The organism is Amycolatopsis sp. GA6-003 (assembly GCF_046267895.1).
Classification (GTDB): Bacteria; Actinomycetota; Actinomycetes; order Mycobacteriales; family Pseudonocardiaceae; genus Amycolatopsis.
Map to the genome: position 1 here is coordinate 3035205 of NZ_CP176499.1, position 17030 is coordinate 3052234.

Annotated in this window: 18 protein-coding genes; 9 read left to right on the forward strand and 9 right to left on the reverse strand. The window is 70.4% G+C overall.

The annotated features are described in order from the left end of the window. Positions 1 to 21: 21 nt before the first annotated feature. Positions 22 to 987: a GlxA family transcriptional regulator gene (locus F9C12_RS13200; RefSeq protein ID WP_409467003.1), complete on the reverse strand. Its 966-nt coding sequence runs from the start codon at positions 985 to 987 to the stop codon at positions 22 to 24. Between the two features lie 83 nt (positions 988 to 1070). On the opposite strand from F9C12_RS13200, the gene F9C12_RS13205 reads away from it, so the two are divergent. After that, complete coding sequence (locus F9C12_RS13205; protein ID WP_409466059.1) at positions 1071 to 1973, forward strand: DMT family transporter; 903 nt, start codon at positions 1071 to 1073, stop codon at positions 1971 to 1973. A gap of 11 nt (positions 1974 to 1984) precedes the next feature. Here F9C12_RS13205 and F9C12_RS13210 read toward each other — a convergent pair whose 3' ends face one another. Continuing rightward, a complete protein-coding gene (locus F9C12_RS13210) occupies positions 1985 to 2407 on the reverse strand; it encodes a cytochrome c oxidase subunit 4 (RefSeq protein WP_037809532.1) in 423 nt (140 codons plus the stop codon). Between the two features lie 32 nt (positions 2408 to 2439). Then, positions 2440 to 3387, reverse strand: coding sequence for a cytochrome c oxidase subunit II (locus F9C12_RS13215; RefSeq protein ID WP_409182270.1), 948 nt, complete (start codon positions 3385 to 3387; stop codon positions 2440 to 2442). A gap of 212 nt (positions 3388 to 3599) precedes the next feature. Between F9C12_RS13215 and asnB the strand changes: the two genes are divergently transcribed. Continuing rightward, the gene (gene asnB, locus F9C12_RS13220) at positions 3600 to 5534 is read left to right on the forward strand and encodes an asparagine synthase (glutamine-hydrolyzing) (protein WP_409466060.1); all 1935 of its coding nucleotides are present in this window, start codon (positions 3600 to 3602) and stop codon (positions 5532 to 5534) included. Between the two features lie 278 nt (positions 5535 to 5812). Here the strand turns inward: asnB and F9C12_RS13225 are convergent, their stop codons facing one another. Continuing rightward, positions 5813 to 6802 (reverse strand): carbohydrate kinase family protein, encoded by a 990-nt coding sequence (locus F9C12_RS13225; RefSeq protein ID WP_409466061.1) that lies wholly within the window; start codon positions 6800 to 6802, stop codon positions 5813 to 5815. A 155-nt stretch (positions 6803 to 6957) separates the two neighbouring features. Here F9C12_RS13225 and F9C12_RS13230 point away from each other — a divergent pair, with 155 nt between their 5' ends. Continuing rightward, the gene (locus tag F9C12_RS13230) at positions 6958 to 7137 is read left to right on the forward strand and encodes a hypothetical protein (RefSeq protein ID WP_409466062.1); all 180 of its coding nucleotides are present in this window, start codon (positions 6958 to 6960) and stop codon (positions 7135 to 7137) included. Between the two features lie 64 nt (positions 7138 to 7201). Here F9C12_RS13230 and F9C12_RS13235 read toward each other — a convergent pair whose 3' ends face one another. Further along, a complete protein-coding gene (locus F9C12_RS13235; RefSeq protein ID WP_009074796.1) occupies positions 7202 to 7579 on the reverse strand; it encodes a HesB/IscA family protein in 378 nt (125 codons plus the stop codon). A gap of 144 nt (positions 7580 to 7723) precedes the next feature. On the opposite strand from F9C12_RS13235, the gene F9C12_RS13240 reads away from it, so the two are divergent. Further along, on the forward strand, positions 7724 to 8389 hold the full coding sequence (locus tag F9C12_RS13240; RefSeq protein ID WP_409182274.1) for a DUF3043 domain-containing protein: 666 nt from the start codon (positions 7724 to 7726) through the stop codon (positions 8387 to 8389). A gap of 54 nt (positions 8390 to 8443) precedes the next feature. Continuing rightward, positions 8444 to 9433 (forward strand): aldo/keto reductase family protein, encoded by a 990-nt coding sequence (locus F9C12_RS13245; protein WP_409182275.1) that lies wholly within the window; start codon positions 8444 to 8446, stop codon positions 9431 to 9433. On the opposite strand, the gene F9C12_RS13250 is transcribed toward F9C12_RS13245, so the two are convergent. Further along, a complete protein-coding gene (locus F9C12_RS13250) occupies positions 9434 to 10126 on the reverse strand; it encodes a 2-C-methyl-D-erythritol 4-phosphate cytidylyltransferase (protein ID WP_409466063.1) in 693 nt (230 codons plus the stop codon). Between the two features lie 79 nt (positions 10127 to 10205). Between F9C12_RS13250 and cobT the strand changes: the two genes are divergently transcribed. Continuing rightward, the gene (gene cobT / locus F9C12_RS13255; RefSeq protein ID WP_409182277.1) at positions 10206 to 11276 is read left to right on the forward strand and encodes a nicotinate-nucleotide--dimethylbenzimidazole phosphoribosyltransferase; all 1071 of its coding nucleotides are present in this window, start codon (positions 10206 to 10208) and stop codon (positions 11274 to 11276) included. A gap of 66 nt (positions 11277 to 11342) precedes the next feature. Here the strand turns inward: cobT and F9C12_RS13260 are convergent, their stop codons facing one another. Then, positions 11343 to 12446: a branched-chain amino acid aminotransferase gene (locus F9C12_RS13260; RefSeq protein ID WP_409466064.1), complete on the reverse strand. Its 1104-nt coding sequence runs from the start codon at positions 12444 to 12446 to the stop codon at positions 11343 to 11345. Between the two features lie 96 nt (positions 12447 to 12542). On the opposite strand from F9C12_RS13260, the gene F9C12_RS13265 reads away from it, so the two are divergent. Next, a complete protein-coding gene (locus tag F9C12_RS13265; RefSeq protein ID WP_409182279.1) occupies positions 12543 to 12845 on the forward strand; it encodes a hypothetical protein in 303 nt (100 codons plus the stop codon). 1 nt (position 12846) lies between these two features. On the opposite strand, the gene F9C12_RS13270 is transcribed toward F9C12_RS13265, so the two are convergent. Both F9C12_RS13270 and F9C12_RS13275 read right to left on the reverse strand, forming a co-directional pair. After that, entirely contained in the window at positions 12847 to 13473 is a 627-nt protein-coding gene (locus tag F9C12_RS13270) for a DUF402 domain-containing protein (RefSeq protein WP_409466065.1), read from the reverse strand. Continuing rightward, positions 13466 to 14323 (reverse strand): sulfatase, encoded by an 858-nt coding sequence (locus F9C12_RS13275; RefSeq protein ID WP_409466066.1) that lies wholly within the window; start codon positions 14321 to 14323, stop codon positions 13466 to 13468. Before F9C12_RS13275 ends, F9C12_RS13270 begins: the two co-directional genes overlap by 8 nt. A gap of 102 nt (positions 14324 to 14425) precedes the next feature. Here F9C12_RS13275 and F9C12_RS13280 point away from each other — a divergent pair, with 102 nt between their 5' ends. Then, positions 14426 to 15928 (forward strand): leucyl aminopeptidase, encoded by a 1503-nt coding sequence (locus tag F9C12_RS13280; RefSeq protein ID WP_409466067.1) that lies wholly within the window; start codon positions 14426 to 14428, stop codon positions 15926 to 15928. A 72-nt stretch (positions 15929 to 16000) separates the two neighbouring features. Beyond that, on the forward strand, positions 16001 to 16984 hold the full coding sequence (locus F9C12_RS13285; protein ID WP_409466068.1) for an SMI1/KNR4 family protein: 984 nt from the start codon (positions 16001 to 16003) through the stop codon (positions 16982 to 16984). Positions 16985 to 17030 lie beyond the last annotated feature (46 nt).

Sequence of the window (17030 nt, forward strand, 5' to 3'; positions counted from 1 at the left end):
CTGATTCCCTCGGGGTTCCCCTCACGGACTTCTGCGGAAGGCGGTCCGGTAAGCGCTGGGCGTAGTCGAGCGCAGCCGCGAGAACTGGTGCCGCAACGCCGCCGCGGACGCGTACCCGCACGCCACCGCGATGTCCTCCACCGAGAGCGAGCCCTCCTCCAGCAGCGCCTGCGCCCGGTCGAGGCGGCGTTCGGTCAGCCAGCGGTGCGGAGTCGTCCCGGTCGCGGCGGAGAACCGGCGCAGGAACGTCCGCTCCCCCAGTCCGCTGCGGCGGGCCAGCTCCGCGACGGTGAACGGCTGGTCCAACCGGCGTTCCACCCATTCGAGCGCTTCAGCGACTACCGCGTCGTCCGGCGCGGCCGTCGCGGGCACCGGGGCCTGCACGAACTGCGCCTGCCCACCGGCGCGGTGTGGTGCGGCCACCATCCGGCGGGCCAACGCCGTCGCCGCCGCGACTCCGCGCAACCGCCGCACCAGGTGCAGGCACAGGTCCACCGCGGCGACCGTCCCGGCGCTGGTGAACACGCCGTCGTCGTCCGCGTAAAGCGCTTGCGGGTCCACTTCCGCGGCAGGGAACAACCGGCGGAATTCCGGTTCGTAGATCCAGTGCATGGTGCAGCGGCGACCGTCCAGAAGCCCCGCGTAGCCAAGGGAAAACACTCCCGCGCAGAACCCGGCCACCCACGCGCCGCGCTCCCGGGCGGCGCGCAACGCGTCCAGCAACGGCTCCGGCGGCGGCGCGGTCCGCGGTGCTTGGGTGGGCACAATCACCAAATCGGCGGACGCCGCGAAGCCGAGATCGCGCAGTCCGGACAGGCCGAATCCGGACCAGCTGGCCACTTCCGCCCCGTCCGGCGAGCACACGCCGAAGTCCCAGCCGGGCATGCCGTCCGCGCTGCGGTCGGTGCCGAACACCTCGCACGCGACCCCCAGCTCGAACGGCGAAACCCGGTCCGCGAGCAGCACGGCCACCCGGTGCACGTCCATGCCGGCCAGCATGTCACAAGTTTTGCGGTCATTGTCATCTCTGACACTGGTTGAGCGTCGCCGCGAAGGCGAGTCTGGGGCGCATGAAGAACCCCGAATCGCGCCCGGTCCTGCAGTGGTCCGCGGCGATGGCGTTGTCCGGAACGATCGGCGCGGTCGTGCTCGAAAGCGGCGCGGCCGCCCCGGCGGTCGCGTTCGCGCGCTGCCTCGTCGGCGGTGTCCTGCTGGTCTTGTGGTCCCTTGCCCGAGGCTGGTTCCGCGACTGGCGGCCGACCCGGCGCGACCTGCTGCTCGCCGTCGCGGGCGGCCTGTTGCTGGTCGGCAACTGGGTGCTGCTGTTCGCGTCCTACTCGCTGTCGTCCATCGGCGTCAGCACGGTCGTCTACCACACGCAGCCGCTGCTCCTGGTCGGGATGGCGGCGATGTTCCTCGGCGAGAAGGTCGGCCGTTCCCATCTCACGCGAGCAGGCGTCGCCTTCGCCGGAGTGGTGGTGATTTCCCTTTCCGCACAAGGAGATGACGGGCAACCAGTGCGGTTCGCCGGGATCGCGCTCGCGCTCGGCGCGGCCCTGCTTTACGCCGGTGCGTCCTTCATCGCGAAGCAGCTCAAGCACATCCGGCCGCATCTGCTCGCGGCGGTGCAGCTGACGGTCGGCGCGATCGTCCTCGCGCCCGCGCTGCTGTTCACGCCGCTGCCGAGTTCGGCGCCGGGGCTGCTGTGGCTCGCCCTCCTCGGCACCGTGCACACGGCGGTGATGTACGTGCTGATGTACGCCAGCATCGGCAAACTGCCGACCACGACGGTGGCGCTGCTGTCCTACCTGTACCCAGTGGTCGCGGTCGTGGTGGACCTGCTGGCGTTCGGGCACCGGCTCACCTGGGCCGAGGGCCTGGGGATGCTGGCCGTGCTCGCCGCCGCGCTGGCCCCGCAGCGCGCGGAAACGCGAAACGCCCGGCCGGGGATTCCCAGCCGGGCGTCGCGGTGAAGCGGAAGAACTCAGTCGTGCTCGGGACCGGTGTGGTACTCGAACACCAGCCCGCCGACGGCGATGAGCAGCGCCACGATCGCCATCACGAGCAGCCAGATGTGGAAGAACGCGAGGGCGAGGCCGGCCAGCCCGGCCGCCGCGGCCAGCGCGACCGGCCAGTAGCTGCCCGGGCTGAAGAAGCCCAGCTCGCCGGCGCCGTCGCTGATCTCGGCGTCCTCGCGGTCCTCCGGGCGCTCCTCGATCCGGCGCGACACGAACTGCATGTAGCTGCCGGCGAGGAACGCCAGCCCGCCGGTCAGGAACAGCGCGACGATGCCGACCGGCTCCGCCTTCTGGTCGGTGGTGAAGAGCGCGGTCATGACCCAGTAGACGGCGGTCATGAGGACGGCAAACCCCGCCACCATGTAGAAAATCCGGGCTTCGACCTTCATGGGATTGGTCCCCTGCTCCTTCTGGTTCGCCGTCAGTTGGACGCGGTGCGCGCGGTGCGGTCGGTGTTGAACGGCTTCGTGGTCACCGCGTACGGGCTGCACAGCTCGCCGCAGTTCATCGAAGCCAGCGCCTCAGACGCGGTGTTCGGCTTGCCGGTCTTCGGGTTCGTCTCCGTGCGCAGCTTGAGGTACTGGTCGTACTTGTCCGGGGACAGCGCCCGCACCTCGAAGTTCATCACCGAATGGTACGTCCCGCACAGCTCGGCGCAGCGGCCGACGAACGAGCCCTCGCGGTCGATCGAGTTCTGGAACGAGCTGTCCTGGTTGTTCTTCTCCGGGTCCGGCATGACGTCGCGCTTGAAGTTGAACTCGGGGACCCAGAACGAGTGGATGACGTCCGTCGAGCGGAGCCGGTACTCGATGGTCTTGTTCGTCGGCAGCACGAGCAGCGGGATCTCGCCGGAGGAGCCGACGGTGCTCACCTGGGTGCCGTCGGGGCGCTTGGCGTTGTCGCCCTCGTACTTGAACTCCCAGTTCCACTGGAAGGCCACCACGTCGACGACGACGTCCGGGTTCGGCTTCTTGTCGAGGACCTTGCTCTCGGTCGTCGCGGTGAAGAAGAACAGCACGCAGACCATGATCGTCGGCAGGACGACCGTGAAGATCTCCAGCGGGATGTTGTACTGGAACTGCCGCGGCAGGTCGTCCGGGCCTTCGGCGGCCGCGCCCTTCTTCTTGCGGTGGAAGATCGCGGTCCAGAAGATCAGGGCCCACACGATCGCGCCGACGACGAGCGCGGCGATGACCGTCCACGTCCAGAGGGTGCGCATCTGGTCGGCCTGCGGCGTGACGCCCTTGGGCCATCCGAAACGGAGGATCTCGTCTCCCGAGCAGCCCGTCGCGGTCAGCGCCACCAGCACGGCCAGCGCGGCGACCCGCCCGACCCGCTTACCCACCGGGGTGCGCTCTGGTTTTCCCACTGCGCCCTGCCCTTTCACCCAACAGGCCCTCTCACACCGAGCCTTCTTCGACCGATCTTCGTGACAGGCGGAGCCTAGCCGAGTTCGCCGCTCGCGCTGACCAAGGGGTAACCAGTTGCGCCACGCGTCACCCGCTTTCCGGGCGGCGGGTCCGGCACCGGCATACTGGGCCCTTCCCCGGACCGGCCCGACCCTGAGGTGTGTGAGTACACGTGTGCGGCCTGCTTGGACTGATCTGCGCGACCGAAAACGACGCCGCGGACGCCCGCGGCAGCGTCGGCGCGGCGATGCGCTGCCAGCGTCACCGCGGCCCTGACGAGCAGGACACCTGGGCCGACGCCGAGGTCGTGTACGGCTTCAACCGGCTCGCCTTCATCGACGTCGACCACGCGCACCAGCCGCTCGTGTGGGGCCCGGCCGAGGCTCCCGGCCGGTACACGCTGAACTTCAACGGCGAGATCTACAACTACCGCGAGCTGCGCGACGAGCTTGCCGAAAAATTCGGTGCGAAATTCGCCACTGAGGGCGACGGCGAGGCGATCGTCGCGGCTTATCACTACCTCGGGGACAAAGCGGTCGAAAAGCTGCGCGGCATGTTCGCGTTCCTGATCTGGGATTCGGCGGAAAAGGTCGTTTTCGGCGCGCGCGACCCGTTCGGGATCAAACCGCTCTACTACAGCACCGGCCCGAAGGGCACCGCGTTCTCCAGCGAGAAGAAGAGCCTGCTGGAGCTGTCGGACACGCTCGGCGTCGCGCAGGAGCTGGACCGCACGGCCCTGCAGCACTACCTGGTCCTGCAGTACGTGCCGGAGCCGGAGTCGCTGCACACCGCGATCCGCCGCGTCGAGTCGGGCACCTCGTTCCGCCTCTCGCCGGGCGGGAAGCCGGAGTTCACCCGCTACTTCCACCCGAAGTTCGCGGCGAAGCCGGTGAACGGCGCCGCCGAGGCCGAGGCGCTGTACGAGCGCATCGCCGACGTGATGCGCGACTCGGTCGGCAAGCACATGATCTCGGACCCGGACGTGACGGTCGGCGCGTTCCTCTCCGGCGGCATCGACTCCACCGCGACCGCGACGCTCGCCAAGGAGCACAACCCGAACCTCATCGCGTTCACCACCGGATTCGAGCGCGAGGGCTACTCCGAGGTGGACGTCGCCGCCGAGTCGGCCGCGGCGATCGGCGTGAAGCACGTGGTCCGCACGGTGTCGGCGGACGAGATGATGGAGGCGCTGCCGCTCATCGTCTGGTACCTGGACGACCCGGTGGCCGACCCGGCGCTGGTCCCGCTGTGGTTCATCGCGCGCGAGGCCCGCAAGCACGTGAAGGCGGTGCTGTCCGGCGAAGGCGCGGACGAACTCTTCGGCGGCTACACGATCTACGGCGAGCCGATCTCGCTGGCCCCGTTCGAGAAAATCCCCGGCGGCGTGCGCAAGCTGCTGGGCAAGGTGTCCACGAAAATCCCGGAAGGCACCCGAGGCAAGGACCTGCTGCGCCGCGGCGCGCTCCCGCTGGAAGACCGTTATTACGGCAACGCCCGCAACTTCCGCGACGATCAGCTGCGCGCGGTCCTGCGGACGTACCAGGAAGGCGTCGGCTTCAAGGACGTGACGGCCCCCTGGTACGACGTGTCCCGCGGCTGGGACCCGGTGGCCCGCATGCAGCACGTGGACCTGTACACCTGGCTGCGCGGCGACATCCTGGTCAAGGCGGACAAGGTGACCATGGCGAACTCGCTGGAGCTGCGGGTGCCGTTCCTGGACGCCGAGGTGTTCAAGGTCGCCGCCTCGATCCCGCTGGACCAGAAACTCGCCCACGGCACCACGAAGTACGCGCTGCGCCAGGCCCTGGCGAAAATCATCCCCGGCCACGTGCTGAACCGGAAGAAACTGGGCTTCCCGGTCCCGATCCGCCTGTGGCTGCGCAACGAGATGTACGACTGGGCCCGCGGCATCATCAGCGACTCGAAGACCGACGAGCTGCTGGACAAGAACGCGGTGCTGCGCCTGCTGGACGAACACAAGGAAGGCCAACTGGACCGCAGCCGCCAACTCTGGGCACTGCTGGTCTTCATGCTGTGGCACGGCATCTTCGTGGAACACCGCATCAAGCCGGAAATCCCAGAACCGACCTACCCAGTCAAGCTCTAACAACAAGACGGGATCCCCGAGGGAATCATTTTCCCTCGGGGATCCCCGCACACCAAAAAAAACCGCACCAGCGCACCCACGAGCGAGGCACCCAGCCCCTCCCCCGCACCCCGATACGAAGCCTCCCTGCGGTCGGTGGGTGCTTGTCAAGGCATCTTTCCCGCCTTGACAAGCACCCACCGACCGTCAGCACAATCGGGCTTCGGGGTGCCCCACGCAACCACTCAATCGGCAATGTCGCCCGCCAGGGCGACGAGCCGCCCGAGGCCCCAAGCCCGTCACCCAGGCAAAACCGAAGCAATCTCCTCAGCAGCCTCCGGCCCAAACGCCTCCCTCAACCGCCCCAGCGCCTCCTCGCGCTCCAAAGTCCACTCCTGCGTCCCCACAGTCTCCAAAACCAGCACCGCGATCAAACACCCCAACTGCGCGGCCCGCTCCAAGCTCAGCCCGCCGTCGATCGCGGCGAGGAACCCGGCCCGGAACCCGTCCCCCACCCCGGTGGGATCAGCCTTCCCGCGCTCCTGCACCGCCCCGATCTGCAGCGCGGTCCCGTCCCGCCCGACGATCTCCACGCCCTTCTCCCCGAGCGTGGTGATCCGCAGCCCGACCCGCTCCAGCACATCGGCCTCGGACCAGCCGGTCTTCTGCAGCAGCAACTCCCACTCGTAGTCGTTGCTGAACAGGTACTTGGCCCCCTCGACGAACGACCGCACCTGCGCCCCGTCCATCCGCGCCAGCTGCTGCGACGGGTCGACCGCGAACGTGTACCCCCGCTGCCGGCACTCCTGCGCGTGCCGGACCATCCCCTCCGGGTCGTCCGGGCTGATCAGCACCAGCCCGAGCCCGCCGACGCGGTCGGAGATCGGCCCCAGCTCGATGTTGCGGGATTCGGCCATCGCGCCCGCGTAGAACGTCGCGATCTGGCACATGTCCTCGTCGGTGGTGCACACGAAGCGCGCGGTGTGCGCGACCTCGGACACCAGCACGCCCGAGGTGTCGACGCCGTGCCGCTGCAGCCACGACTGGTAGTCCGCCCAGTCCTGGCCCACGGCCCCGACCAGCACCGGCCGCACGCCGAGCACGCCGAGGCCGAACGCGATGTTCGCGCCGATGCCGCCGCGGCGCACGACGAGGTCGTCGGCGAGGAAGCTCAACGACACCCGGTGCAGCTGCTCGGCGACGAGCTGCTCGGCGAACCTCCCCGGGAAGTGCATCAGATGGTCCGTCGCGATGCTGCCGGACACGGCGATCCTGGGCTTGTCTGCCACCGGTTCTCCTCACGGGGTGGATGAACTGTCGTTTTCGCGCCCTGACGCAAGTTACCCGCTGGTCATGACCCTTCCGGGTAGTTTTCGCGCCACCTTCCGACACTACCGGCCGGTACTCGTTTTCCGTTCAAGTCCGGCTGAATAGCGTGAGGTTCGTGAACCTCGCGACCGAACCGGAAACCATCGGCGACCTGATCGCCGACTGCGCCCATCTGCCGTCCACGCTGCGGCCCGAGCGGCCCTCCGAGCAGGACCAGCTCCCGCGGGCCGCGCGGCCGTGGGCGGTCGACGACGCCTGCCACGCGCAGGTCGCCGATCTCGACGCGTACGTCTGAGCCCCCGAACGCCGAAACGGGCCCTCGCGCACTCGCGCGGGGGCCCGTTTTCGTGGCTCTGGGCTCAGTGGAAGCTGTCGCCGCAGGCGCAGGAACCCGTGGCGTTCGGGTTGTCGATCGTGAAGCCCTGCTTCTCGATGGTGTCGACGAAGTCGATCACGGCCTCGGACACGTACGGCGCGCTCATCCGGTCGACCGCGACGCGCAGGCCGTCGAAGTCGCGGAACAGGTCGCCGTCGAGCGTGCGCTCGTCGAAGAACAGCTGGTAGCGCAGGCCAGCGCAGCCGCCGGGCTGGACGGCGATGCGCAGGTGCATGTCGTCGCGGCCCTCCTGTTCGAGCAGCGCCTTCGCCTTGGCGGCCGCGGCGTCGGTCAACGTCACGCCGTGGGTCTCCTCGGCGGTCTCGGCCGCAGCCGCACCGGTCTGCTCAGCGGTCGTCATGGCACTCCCTCTTTGGTCGAACTCGCTGCGGGTACATCTCGTGTCCTAGGCACAACACGGGACTCGCCCGATCTGTTCCCCTCCATCGTCGCATATGGAACGACCTGGTGAACAAAGCCGTGACGCCTGCAATACCCTGGTGAGGTGAGGTTCCTGCGCCGAAGCACCACTGACCCCGCCGCCGACGAGTCCGCGGCCGAGGCCGCCACTGTCGAATCCCCGGTCGCCAGCAAGGCGTACACGCCGGGGAAGGGCAAGGCGACGCCGAAGCGGCGCGAGGCCGAGGGACGCAAGCGCGGCCCGGTCGCGCCGCCGCCCACCTCGATGCGCGAGGCGATGAAGCGCAACAAGGAACTGCGCAAGGCCAACCCGGTCAGCAAGGAAGAGCGCCGGGAGGCCGCCCGGCAGCGCCGCGAGCGGATGATGTCGGGCGACGACAAGTACCTTCCGCCGCGCGACAAGGGCCCGGTCAAGGCGTACGTGCGCGACCTGGTCGACTCCCGGCGCAACCTCCTCGGGCTGTTCATGCCGCTGGCGATCCTGGTGTTCCTCACCCTGCTGGTGCCCGCGGCGGCGGTGGCGGTGCAGCAGTACGTCACGCTGGTCTGCATGGCGATGCTGCTGGTCATGGCCATCGAGGGCGTCGTGAACGGCCGCAAGATCTCGAAGCTGGCCCGCGCGCGCTTCCCGAAGGAGCCGGCCACCGCGTTCCGCGGCATCGGCTGGTACGCCTTCGTCCGGGCGAGCCAGATCCGCAAGCTGCGGGTCCCGAAGCCGCGGCTGAAGCCGGGCGACCCGATCCCGAACTGAGCCGTGCGGCACACAGGTCGTTAGCCTCGCGAACGAAACGTTTACGCTGTCGGCATGGAGTTTCGACGTCTCGGCCGCAGCGGCCTCAACATCAGTGAGATCTCCTACGGCAACTGGCTGACCCACGGGTCCCAGGTCGAGGAGGACCAGGCGCAGGCCTGCATCAAGGCGGCGCTCGACGCGGGGATCACGACCTTCGACACGGCTGACGTCTACGCCAACACCGCGGCGGAGTCGGTGCTCGGGCGCGGGCTCAAGGGCCAGCGCCGGGAGAGCCTGGAGATCTTCACCAAGGTCTTCTGGCCGACCGGTCCGAAGGGCCCGAACGACAAGGGCCTCTCGCGCAAGCACATCATCGAGTCGGCCAACGCGTCGCTCAAGCGGCTCGGCACCGACTACGTCGACCTCTACCAGGCGCACCGGTTCGACCGGACGGTGCCGCTGGAGGAGACGATGCAGGCGTTCGCCGACCTGGTCCGCCAGGGCAAGGCGCTCTACATCGGCGTCTCGGAGTGGAACGCCGAGCAGATCTCCCGCGGCGCGGCGCTCGCCCGCGAGCTGAAGATCCCGTTCGTGTCGAACCAGCCGCAGTACTCGATGCTGTGGCGCGTCATCGAGTCCCAGGTCGTGCCCGCTTCCGAGCGCGAGGGCCTGAGCCAGATCGTCTGGTCGCCGGTGGCACAGGGCGTGCTGACCGGCAAGTACAAGGTGGGCCAGCCGCTGCCCGCCGGTTCGCGCGCGACCGACGAGAACGGCGGCGCGAACATGGTGAAGCGGTTCCTCGACGAGAAGACCCTGACCGCGGTCGCGAAGCTGGAGCCGCTGGCGGCCGACGCCGGGCTGTCGATGGCTCAGCTGGCCATCGCGTGGGTGCTGCAGAACCCGAACGTGGCGTCGGCGATCATCGGGGCCTCGCGGCCGGAGCAGGTGCAGGACAACGTCAAGGCGGCCGGCGTCAAGCTGGAGCCGGAGCTGCTCAAGGCGATCGACGAGGCGCTGGGCGACGTCGTGGTCACCGACCCGGCGTTGACCGTTTCCCCCTGATCATCGCCGCAAGAACCGCTCCGCCACCGCGAGGTCGTGCGGATAGGTGATCTTCACGTTCTCCCCGCTGCCGGGCACCCAGCGCACCGGCAGCGCGGAGAACCGCTCCATGCACGAAGCCGTGTCGGTGCCGAGAAATCCTTCCGCGGCAGCCTGTTCGTACGCCGCGAGCAGCGGTTCCGCCCGGAAGCCCTGCGGGGTCTGCACCCGGATCGCGCCCGGCAGCGGTCCCGCCACCCGGTCCGGTCCGGCCATCGAAACCACGTCGTCCGCGGCCAGGCCCGGCACCGCTCCCCCGTCTTCCCGGGTCCGTTCCAGGACCGCGGAGATCAGCTCCGGCTTCACCAGCGGGCGGGCCCCGTCGTGCAGCAGCACGGAATCCACTGTCCCGTCGGCGATTCGCGGCGCGAGGCGGCGCAGCGCGTTCAGTTCGGAAGCCTGCCGCGTGGGGCCGCCGGGCACGATCTCCACCGGGACGCTCATCCCGGCCAGCACCTCTTCGGCCAGCGGCGCGTCCTCGGGCCGGATCACCAGCACCAGCACGCCGATCCCGGGCACGGCGGCGAACGCGTCCAGCGACCACGCCACCACGCGCCTGCCCGCGACCGGCAGGTACACCTTGTTGAGCGCGGCCCCGACCCGGGTCCCCGCACCACTGGCCAGCACGACCCCGGCCGCCGTCGATTCCCGCACGCCGACCGACCCTAAGGGCCCGGTCCGGGCGGCGGTAGGTTGGGCGCCGGGACGCCCAGCGGCGAAAGGAAACCTGGCTGTGGACACCGGCGAAACGGGCATCGAGTTCGGCGAGATCGAACCGCCGAGCGACCAGGCCCGGTCGGGCGCGATCGCGCTGCACGACAAGCTCGTCAAACCCGCGGGCTCGCTCGGCAGGCTGGAAGAGCTGGGCGTCTGGATCGCCTCGTGCCAGGGTCAGGCCCCGCCGCGGCCGTTCACCCGGCCGCGGGTCGTCGTGTTCGCCGGCGATCACGGCATCGCGAAGAAGGGCGTCTCGGCGTATCCGCAGGAAGTCACGTCGCAGCTCGTCGGCACCATGCTGACCGGCGGCGCGGCGATCAACGTGCTCGCCGCGGCGGCGGGCGCGGGCGTGCGCGTGGTCGACATGGCCGTGGACACCGAGGAATCGGCGATGCGGTCGATCGGCGAGTTCAAGGTGCGCCGCGGTTCGGGTTCGATCGACGTCGAGGACGCGCTCACCGACGCCGAGGTGCGCGCCGCGGTCGACGCCGGCCGGAAGATCGCCGACGCCGAGGTGGACGGCGGCGCGGACCTGCTGATCGCGGGCGACCTGGGAATCGGCAACAGCACCCCGGCATCGGTGCTGGTCGCGGCACTGACCGGAAGCGAACCGGTCGCCGTGGTGGGCCGCGGCTCGGGCATCGACGACAACACGTGGATGCGCAAGGCCGCCGCGGTTCGCGACGCACTGCGCCGGGCCCGCGCGGTACTGGCCGACCCGCTGGCCCTGCTGCGGACGTCCTCGGGGGCCGACATCGCCGCGATGACGGGCTTCCTCGCGCAGGCGGCGGTCCGCCGAACGCCGGTGGTCCTGGACGGGCTGGTGGTCTGCTCCGCCGCGCTCGTCGCCGAGGAACTCGCACCGGGCGCGCGGCGCTGGTGGATGTCCGGACAGCTCACCGGCGAACCCGCGCACGCGCTCGCGCTGGAACACCTGGACCTCGGAGCCCTGCTCGACCTCGACGTCCGCCTCGGCGAAGGCACCGGAGCGGTCACCGCGCTCCCGCTGCTGATGATGGCCGCGCGGGTGCTCGCCGAGATGACCACCCACGAACAATCCGGGGTTTCCGGGCCGCTCTCGTCCTGAAAGCCGTGAGGGGAGCCCGGAGGGAAGCAGATTCCCTCCGGGCTCCCCTCACGGAGAGCTGAAACGTCAGCTGAGCGGAACCATCCACCCCGCAGGAGCCGGGCGGGTGCCTTCCTGGATCCCGACCAGCTGCTCCCGCAGCGCCATGGTGACCGGGCCCGGGCGGCCGCCCGAGATCGAGAACTCGCCGCCTCCGTGCTTCACGTGGCCGACCGGCGTGATGACCGCCGCGGTGCCGCACGCGAAGACCTCGGTCAGCTCGCCCGAGGCGGCCGCCTTCTCCCATTCGTCGGTGGAGATCCGGCGTTCCTCGACCTTGTGCCCGGCGTCCTTCGCCAGCTGCAGCAACGACTTCCGGGTGACGCCCGGCAGCAGCGAACCGGTCAGCTCCGGCGTCACCACGCGGACGTCGTCGCCCGAGCCGAAGACGAAGAACAGGTTCATCCCGCCCATCTCCTCGACCCAGCGGCGTTCGACCGCGTCCAGCCACACCACCTGGTCGCAGCCCTTCTCGACGGCCTGCGCCTGCGCCACGAAGGATGCCGCGTAGTTGCCCGCGCACTTCGCCGCGCCGGTGCCGCCGGGGGCCGCGCGCACGTACTCGGTCGACAGCCACACGCTGACCGGCTTCACGCCGCCGCTGAAGTACGAGCCGGCCGGCGAGGCGATCACCGCGAAGACGTACTCGTCGGCCGGGCTGTTCACGCCGAGGCCGGCCGAGGTGGAGATCATGAACGGGCGCAGGTACAGGGAATCGCCCTCACGGGTCGGCACCCAGCGCTCGTCCACCGCGATCAGCTCGCGCAGCGCGTCGACGAAGGTCTCCACCGGCAGCTTCGGCATCGCCAGCCGATCGGCGGAGTCGCGGAACCGCTCCGCGTTGGCGTCCGGCCGGAACGCGGCGATCGAGCCGTCCGGCTGCCGGTAGGCCTTGAGGCCCTCGAAGATGGCCTGCCCGTAGTGCAGCACGGACGTGGCCGGGTCGAGGGTGAACGGTTCGTACGGCCCGACCTTGGCGTCGTGCCAGCCCTTTTCGGTGCTGTACCGCACGGTCACCATGTGGTCGGTGAAGTACGTGCCGAACCCCGGCTTGGCAAGTACCTCGGCGACGCGTTCAGGACTCGCGGGGCTCGGGTTCGGAACGTGGGTGAACTGCGTCGCTGTGGTCATGCATAGACGATAGCGCTTGGTCGGAAGCACGTTAGTCGGAAGTCCTGTGGTTTTACTCGCTGCACCGGCCCCCGCTCGCAGCGTCACCCCACTACGATGGCGGCCGTGAGCACTCAACCAGCACGCCAAGCCGGGCCCGGGGCCGGGCCGGACGTCAAGACCTTCGGCACCGCCGCCCTGCTGACCTTCGGCGCGGGGCTGCTCGGAATGGTCGGCTGGGGCCTGCTGTCGAGCGGGTTCGGCTTCTTCCTCGGCCTGGTCGTCGCCGGGTTCGGCATCTACTGGTGGAAGAACCTGCACGGCAAGGTGATCGCGAAGGACGTGCCGACCAAATCGGTCGTGATCCTGCTCGTCGTCAACATCGTGCTGTTCATCGGGCTCGTCCTGCTGGCCCAGTAGGTCAGACCAACCCGGCCGGCAGCTCCGGAGCGGGCCAGTCCGGGTCCGGCCGGAAGTCCGTGTGCGTGCCGTCGAACGGGAACGCGCCCCGCTCGGCCAGCGCGCCCAGCCGTTCGCCCTCGGCGCGCAGCTTCCCGAGTTCGGCCGCGGTCAGCCGGCCCGCCTCGACGGCCGCCTCCGCTTCGTCCTCGTCCTTCCACTTCCAGCCCGCGCCCGGCGTCACGACCAGGTCGAGGATCCCGTCGATCCGGTCCGGGCCGGTCTCGGTGCGCCCGCGCGGCAGCTCGAGGTTCACGTACCAGTCGCGGAACCGGCCGTCCGCCTCGAAAAACCACCACACCGACGACCAGGCGCGGTCGGGAATCAGCCGCAGCGTCGACGTGCCGTGCCAAATGTCTCGCACCCGCACGCGCGGCTCGCGGAACCGCTGTTCCAGCGGCGCTTCCCGCAGCGACCGGCCGTCCGCGAGCCTGCTGCCGACGATCGGCGTGCCGAGCGGGAGCCAGCCGAGCAGCGTCTCGCCGTCGTCGGCGACCACCCGCAGCGGATGGTGCTGGCCGATGCTGCCGTCCGGGCGGACGAAACGTTCGACGACTGTCTGTCCCGGCGCCCAGCGGTGCTCAGTCATGGACGCCACGGTAGCGACGAACCCGCATCCGCAGCAGCAGTTCCGCGACCGCGCCGAGCCCGGCCGCGAGCAGCACCGCCGACAGCGGGACGAACGCCGCGGCGGCCGCCGCCAGCAGTGCGCCCGCCGCGCCGAGAGCCCCGCCGGACGGCGCAAACCGCTGTCGCGCACCGACGAAAGTCGTGAATGCCGCGGGGAGAGTCGCCAGGACTGCGATCACCGTGAGCAACGGCTGGAGCTGTCCGGCGTCCGCGGCGGAGAGCAGATCCCGCATCGCCGTCCCGGACAACCCGAGCCGGACCGGACCCAGCTGCAGCAGCGTCACCGCCGTGACCACGACCGCGACAAGACCCAGGACGAGTGCGCGTCCGGTGCCGCGCTCCCCCGGTTCCGGAACTAGGAACGGCAGCAGGAACAACGCCGCGACGACGATCCCGGCGACGTCCGGCGTCCCGATTCCGCCCGCAGGCGACACCGGATCGACCGCCAGGCACATCGCCACGAGGACCGCCGCGGCGGCCAGCAGCACGCCGAGCAGCCACTTGACCAGCAGGTTCGGCAGGCGCAGCCCCGCGAAGTCCGCAGCGGCGACGAAGACGACCAGCGCCGCGGCGGCGTATCCGGGCTGCAGCGGGAACACATACGCGCCGAATGCCTGCGCGAGCACGACGACCTGCGCCAGCCGGGATAATCCGCCGACGATCCGGCCACCCGGATCGTCGGCGAGCGCGGGCAGCCGGGAACCGCCGATCGCGGCCAGCGCGGCGAGCACAACCCCTGCGAGCACCCAAAACCCGGCCCCGGCGGCCCCCGCCGCCAGCGTCACCAGGAGTGCTCCCGCGAGCCGCACCGCGATCCCCCTTCCCCCGTCCGGATGGCTTTGTCATTAGCATGGCTCACGATCGACCGGGCAGATCGCCCGGCGCCACCGCGACGTCGCGAGGAGCCAGAAGTGACCGTGCCGAAGCTTGCCCTCTCCGAGAACACGGATGCGGCATTGGGCAAGACCCGCGCCGACGTCGTCGTGATCGGCACCCTGCAGGGCGAGGACGGCCTCGAGCTGGCCGCCGGCGCGGAGGTGGCCGACGCGGCGTTCGACGGCAAGCTCGCCGAGGTGCTGGGCACGCTCGGCGCGACCGGCAAGGCCGAGGAGGTCGTGAAGCTGCCGACGCTGGGCAAGCTGCCCGCGGGCGTCGTGCTGGCGGTCGGCCTCGGCAAGCCGAAGGACGGGGCGATCACCCCGGAGCAGGTGCGCCGCGCGGCCGGTGCCGCGGCCCGCGCGCTGAGCGGCACCGAGCGGGCGTTCGTCACGCTCTCGGCCGTGGACCTGCACGCCGCCACCGAGGGCATCGCGCTCGGCGCGTACGTCTTCACCGAGTACCGCTCGGAGAAGGGCGACGGCCCGCTGGCGAAGGCCGACCTGGTCAGCCCGGCCGAGGGCACCGCGCGCGAGCACAAGGCCACGCTGAAGGCGGCCGGGTTCATCGCCGAGTCGGTGCTCATCGCCCGCGACCTGATCAACACCCCGCCGAACGACCTGTTCCCGGCGTCCTTCGCCGACCGCGCCAAGAAGCTCGCCGACGCGAACGGCCTCGAGTTCGAGGTGCTCGACGAGAAGGCCCTCAAGCGCAAGGGCTTCGGCGGCATCCTCGGCGTCGGCGGCGGTTCGTCGCGGCCGCCGCGCCTGCTGCGGGTCAGCTGGAAGCCGGCGAAGGCGCGCAAGAAGGTCGCGCTGGTCGGCAAGGGCATCACGTTCGACTCGGGCGGCATCTCGCTCAAGCCCGCCGCGAACATGGACCACATGACCTCCGACATGTCGGGCGCGGCCGCCGTGCTCGCGTCGGTCGTGCTGGCCGCGAAGCTGAAGTACCCGCTCGAGGTCACCGCGCACATCCCGCTGGCGGAGAACCTGCCCTCGGGCACCTCCTACCGCCCCGGCGACGTGCTGACCATGTACGGCGGCAAGACCGTCGAGGTGCTCAACACCGACGCCGAGGGCAGGCTCGTGCTGGCGGACGCGATCGTGCGCGCGGCCGAGGAGAACCCGGACTACCTGATCGAGACCGCCACGCTGACCGGCGCGCAGGTCGTCGCGCTGGGCAACCGGATCTCCGGCGTGATGGGCTCGGACGAGTTCCGCGACCGCGTCGCGGGCATCATGCAGGCCACCGGCGAGGGCGGCTGGGCGATGCCGCTGCCCGACGAACTGCGCGGCGACCTCGACTCGCGGCTCGCGGACATCGCGAACGTCACCGGCCAGCGCTGGGCGGGCATGCTCGTCGCGGGCGTGTTCCTGCGCGAGTTCGTGCCCGCGGACCTGCCGTGGGTGCACCTGGACGTCGCGGGCCCGGCCTTCAACTCCGGCGCCCCGTGGGGCTACACCGGCAAGGGCGGCACCGGCGTCCCGGTCCGCACCATCGCCGCGGTCCTGGCGGACATCGCCGACCAGGGCTGATTCACGCACTAGACCGGAGGCCCCGCACCGCGCTCGGTGCGGGGCCTCCGTCGTTGTGGCACGCTCGCGCTCATGCAGCGCGACGACTACCTCGAAACCGCCGTCCGCGAGGTGCTCACCGCCGACGAGGCCGCCGCTGACCGCCGGATCGGGCACGCCGCACTCCTTCTCGCGACCGCGGGCGCGTTCACCGCCGCGGACCGCCTTGCCACGCAATGGCATGCAGTGACCGGACGCCCGACGTCCGTACTCGCCGACGACGCCGTCCGTGCCCGCGCCTGGGCGATGCTTTTCGAGGCACGCGGCGACCGTCCACAATGGGCAGACGCACTAGTCCCGCTCGACCTAGACGCGGAAGAACAAGCCCACCAAGCTTTCCTCGCCCGCCGATCGTCCGATTTGGACGGTCTTTTCGCCGGCTCTCCAGTCGCGGGCGTGGTCTCCGCGATCGCGCCGCAGCGGCCCGACCCCGTGCGCGACGCACTCGCCGCCGCCGACCTCGACGCATGGGCCGCACTCGTGGAAAGCCACCCCAACCCGGACGTCGCGACACTCGCCGCCACCCGCCCGCTCGCCGCCCGACTGGTCGACGGCGCGGACCCGCTCGGCCTCGGCCCGGAATGGCCGGACCACTGCGCGGGCGCACTGATCGCCGCCCTGCGCGAACGCTATCCGACCGGCCCGGCCAGCCTGCCGGAACTGCTCGAGTCGATCCTCCGGCTCCGCGGCCAACGAGCCCCCGCCCCGGCATCGCCCGCCGACCTCGCCGCCGCCGAACAACGCCTCGGCTTCCACCTGCCCGACGACTACCGAGAATTCCTGTCACTAGCGGACGGCTTACCCGCGGACGTGGTGTTCCCCCGCCTGCTGCCCGCCCGCGAACTGCGCGCGGACGGAACAGTCGTGATCGTCTCCGACCCCGCCACGATCCTGCTCACCCACACCGGCGACAGCTGGCGAACGGTCGAAGTGGACCTCACCTACGGCAGCACCGCACACGATTCGTTCCGCGCACTGCTGGAACACCACCACCGCCTGCTGGAAGCAAGCGCCTGACCCGCCCACCCGCTGCAATCCGTGCGGACAACCCTCACGCCCTCAG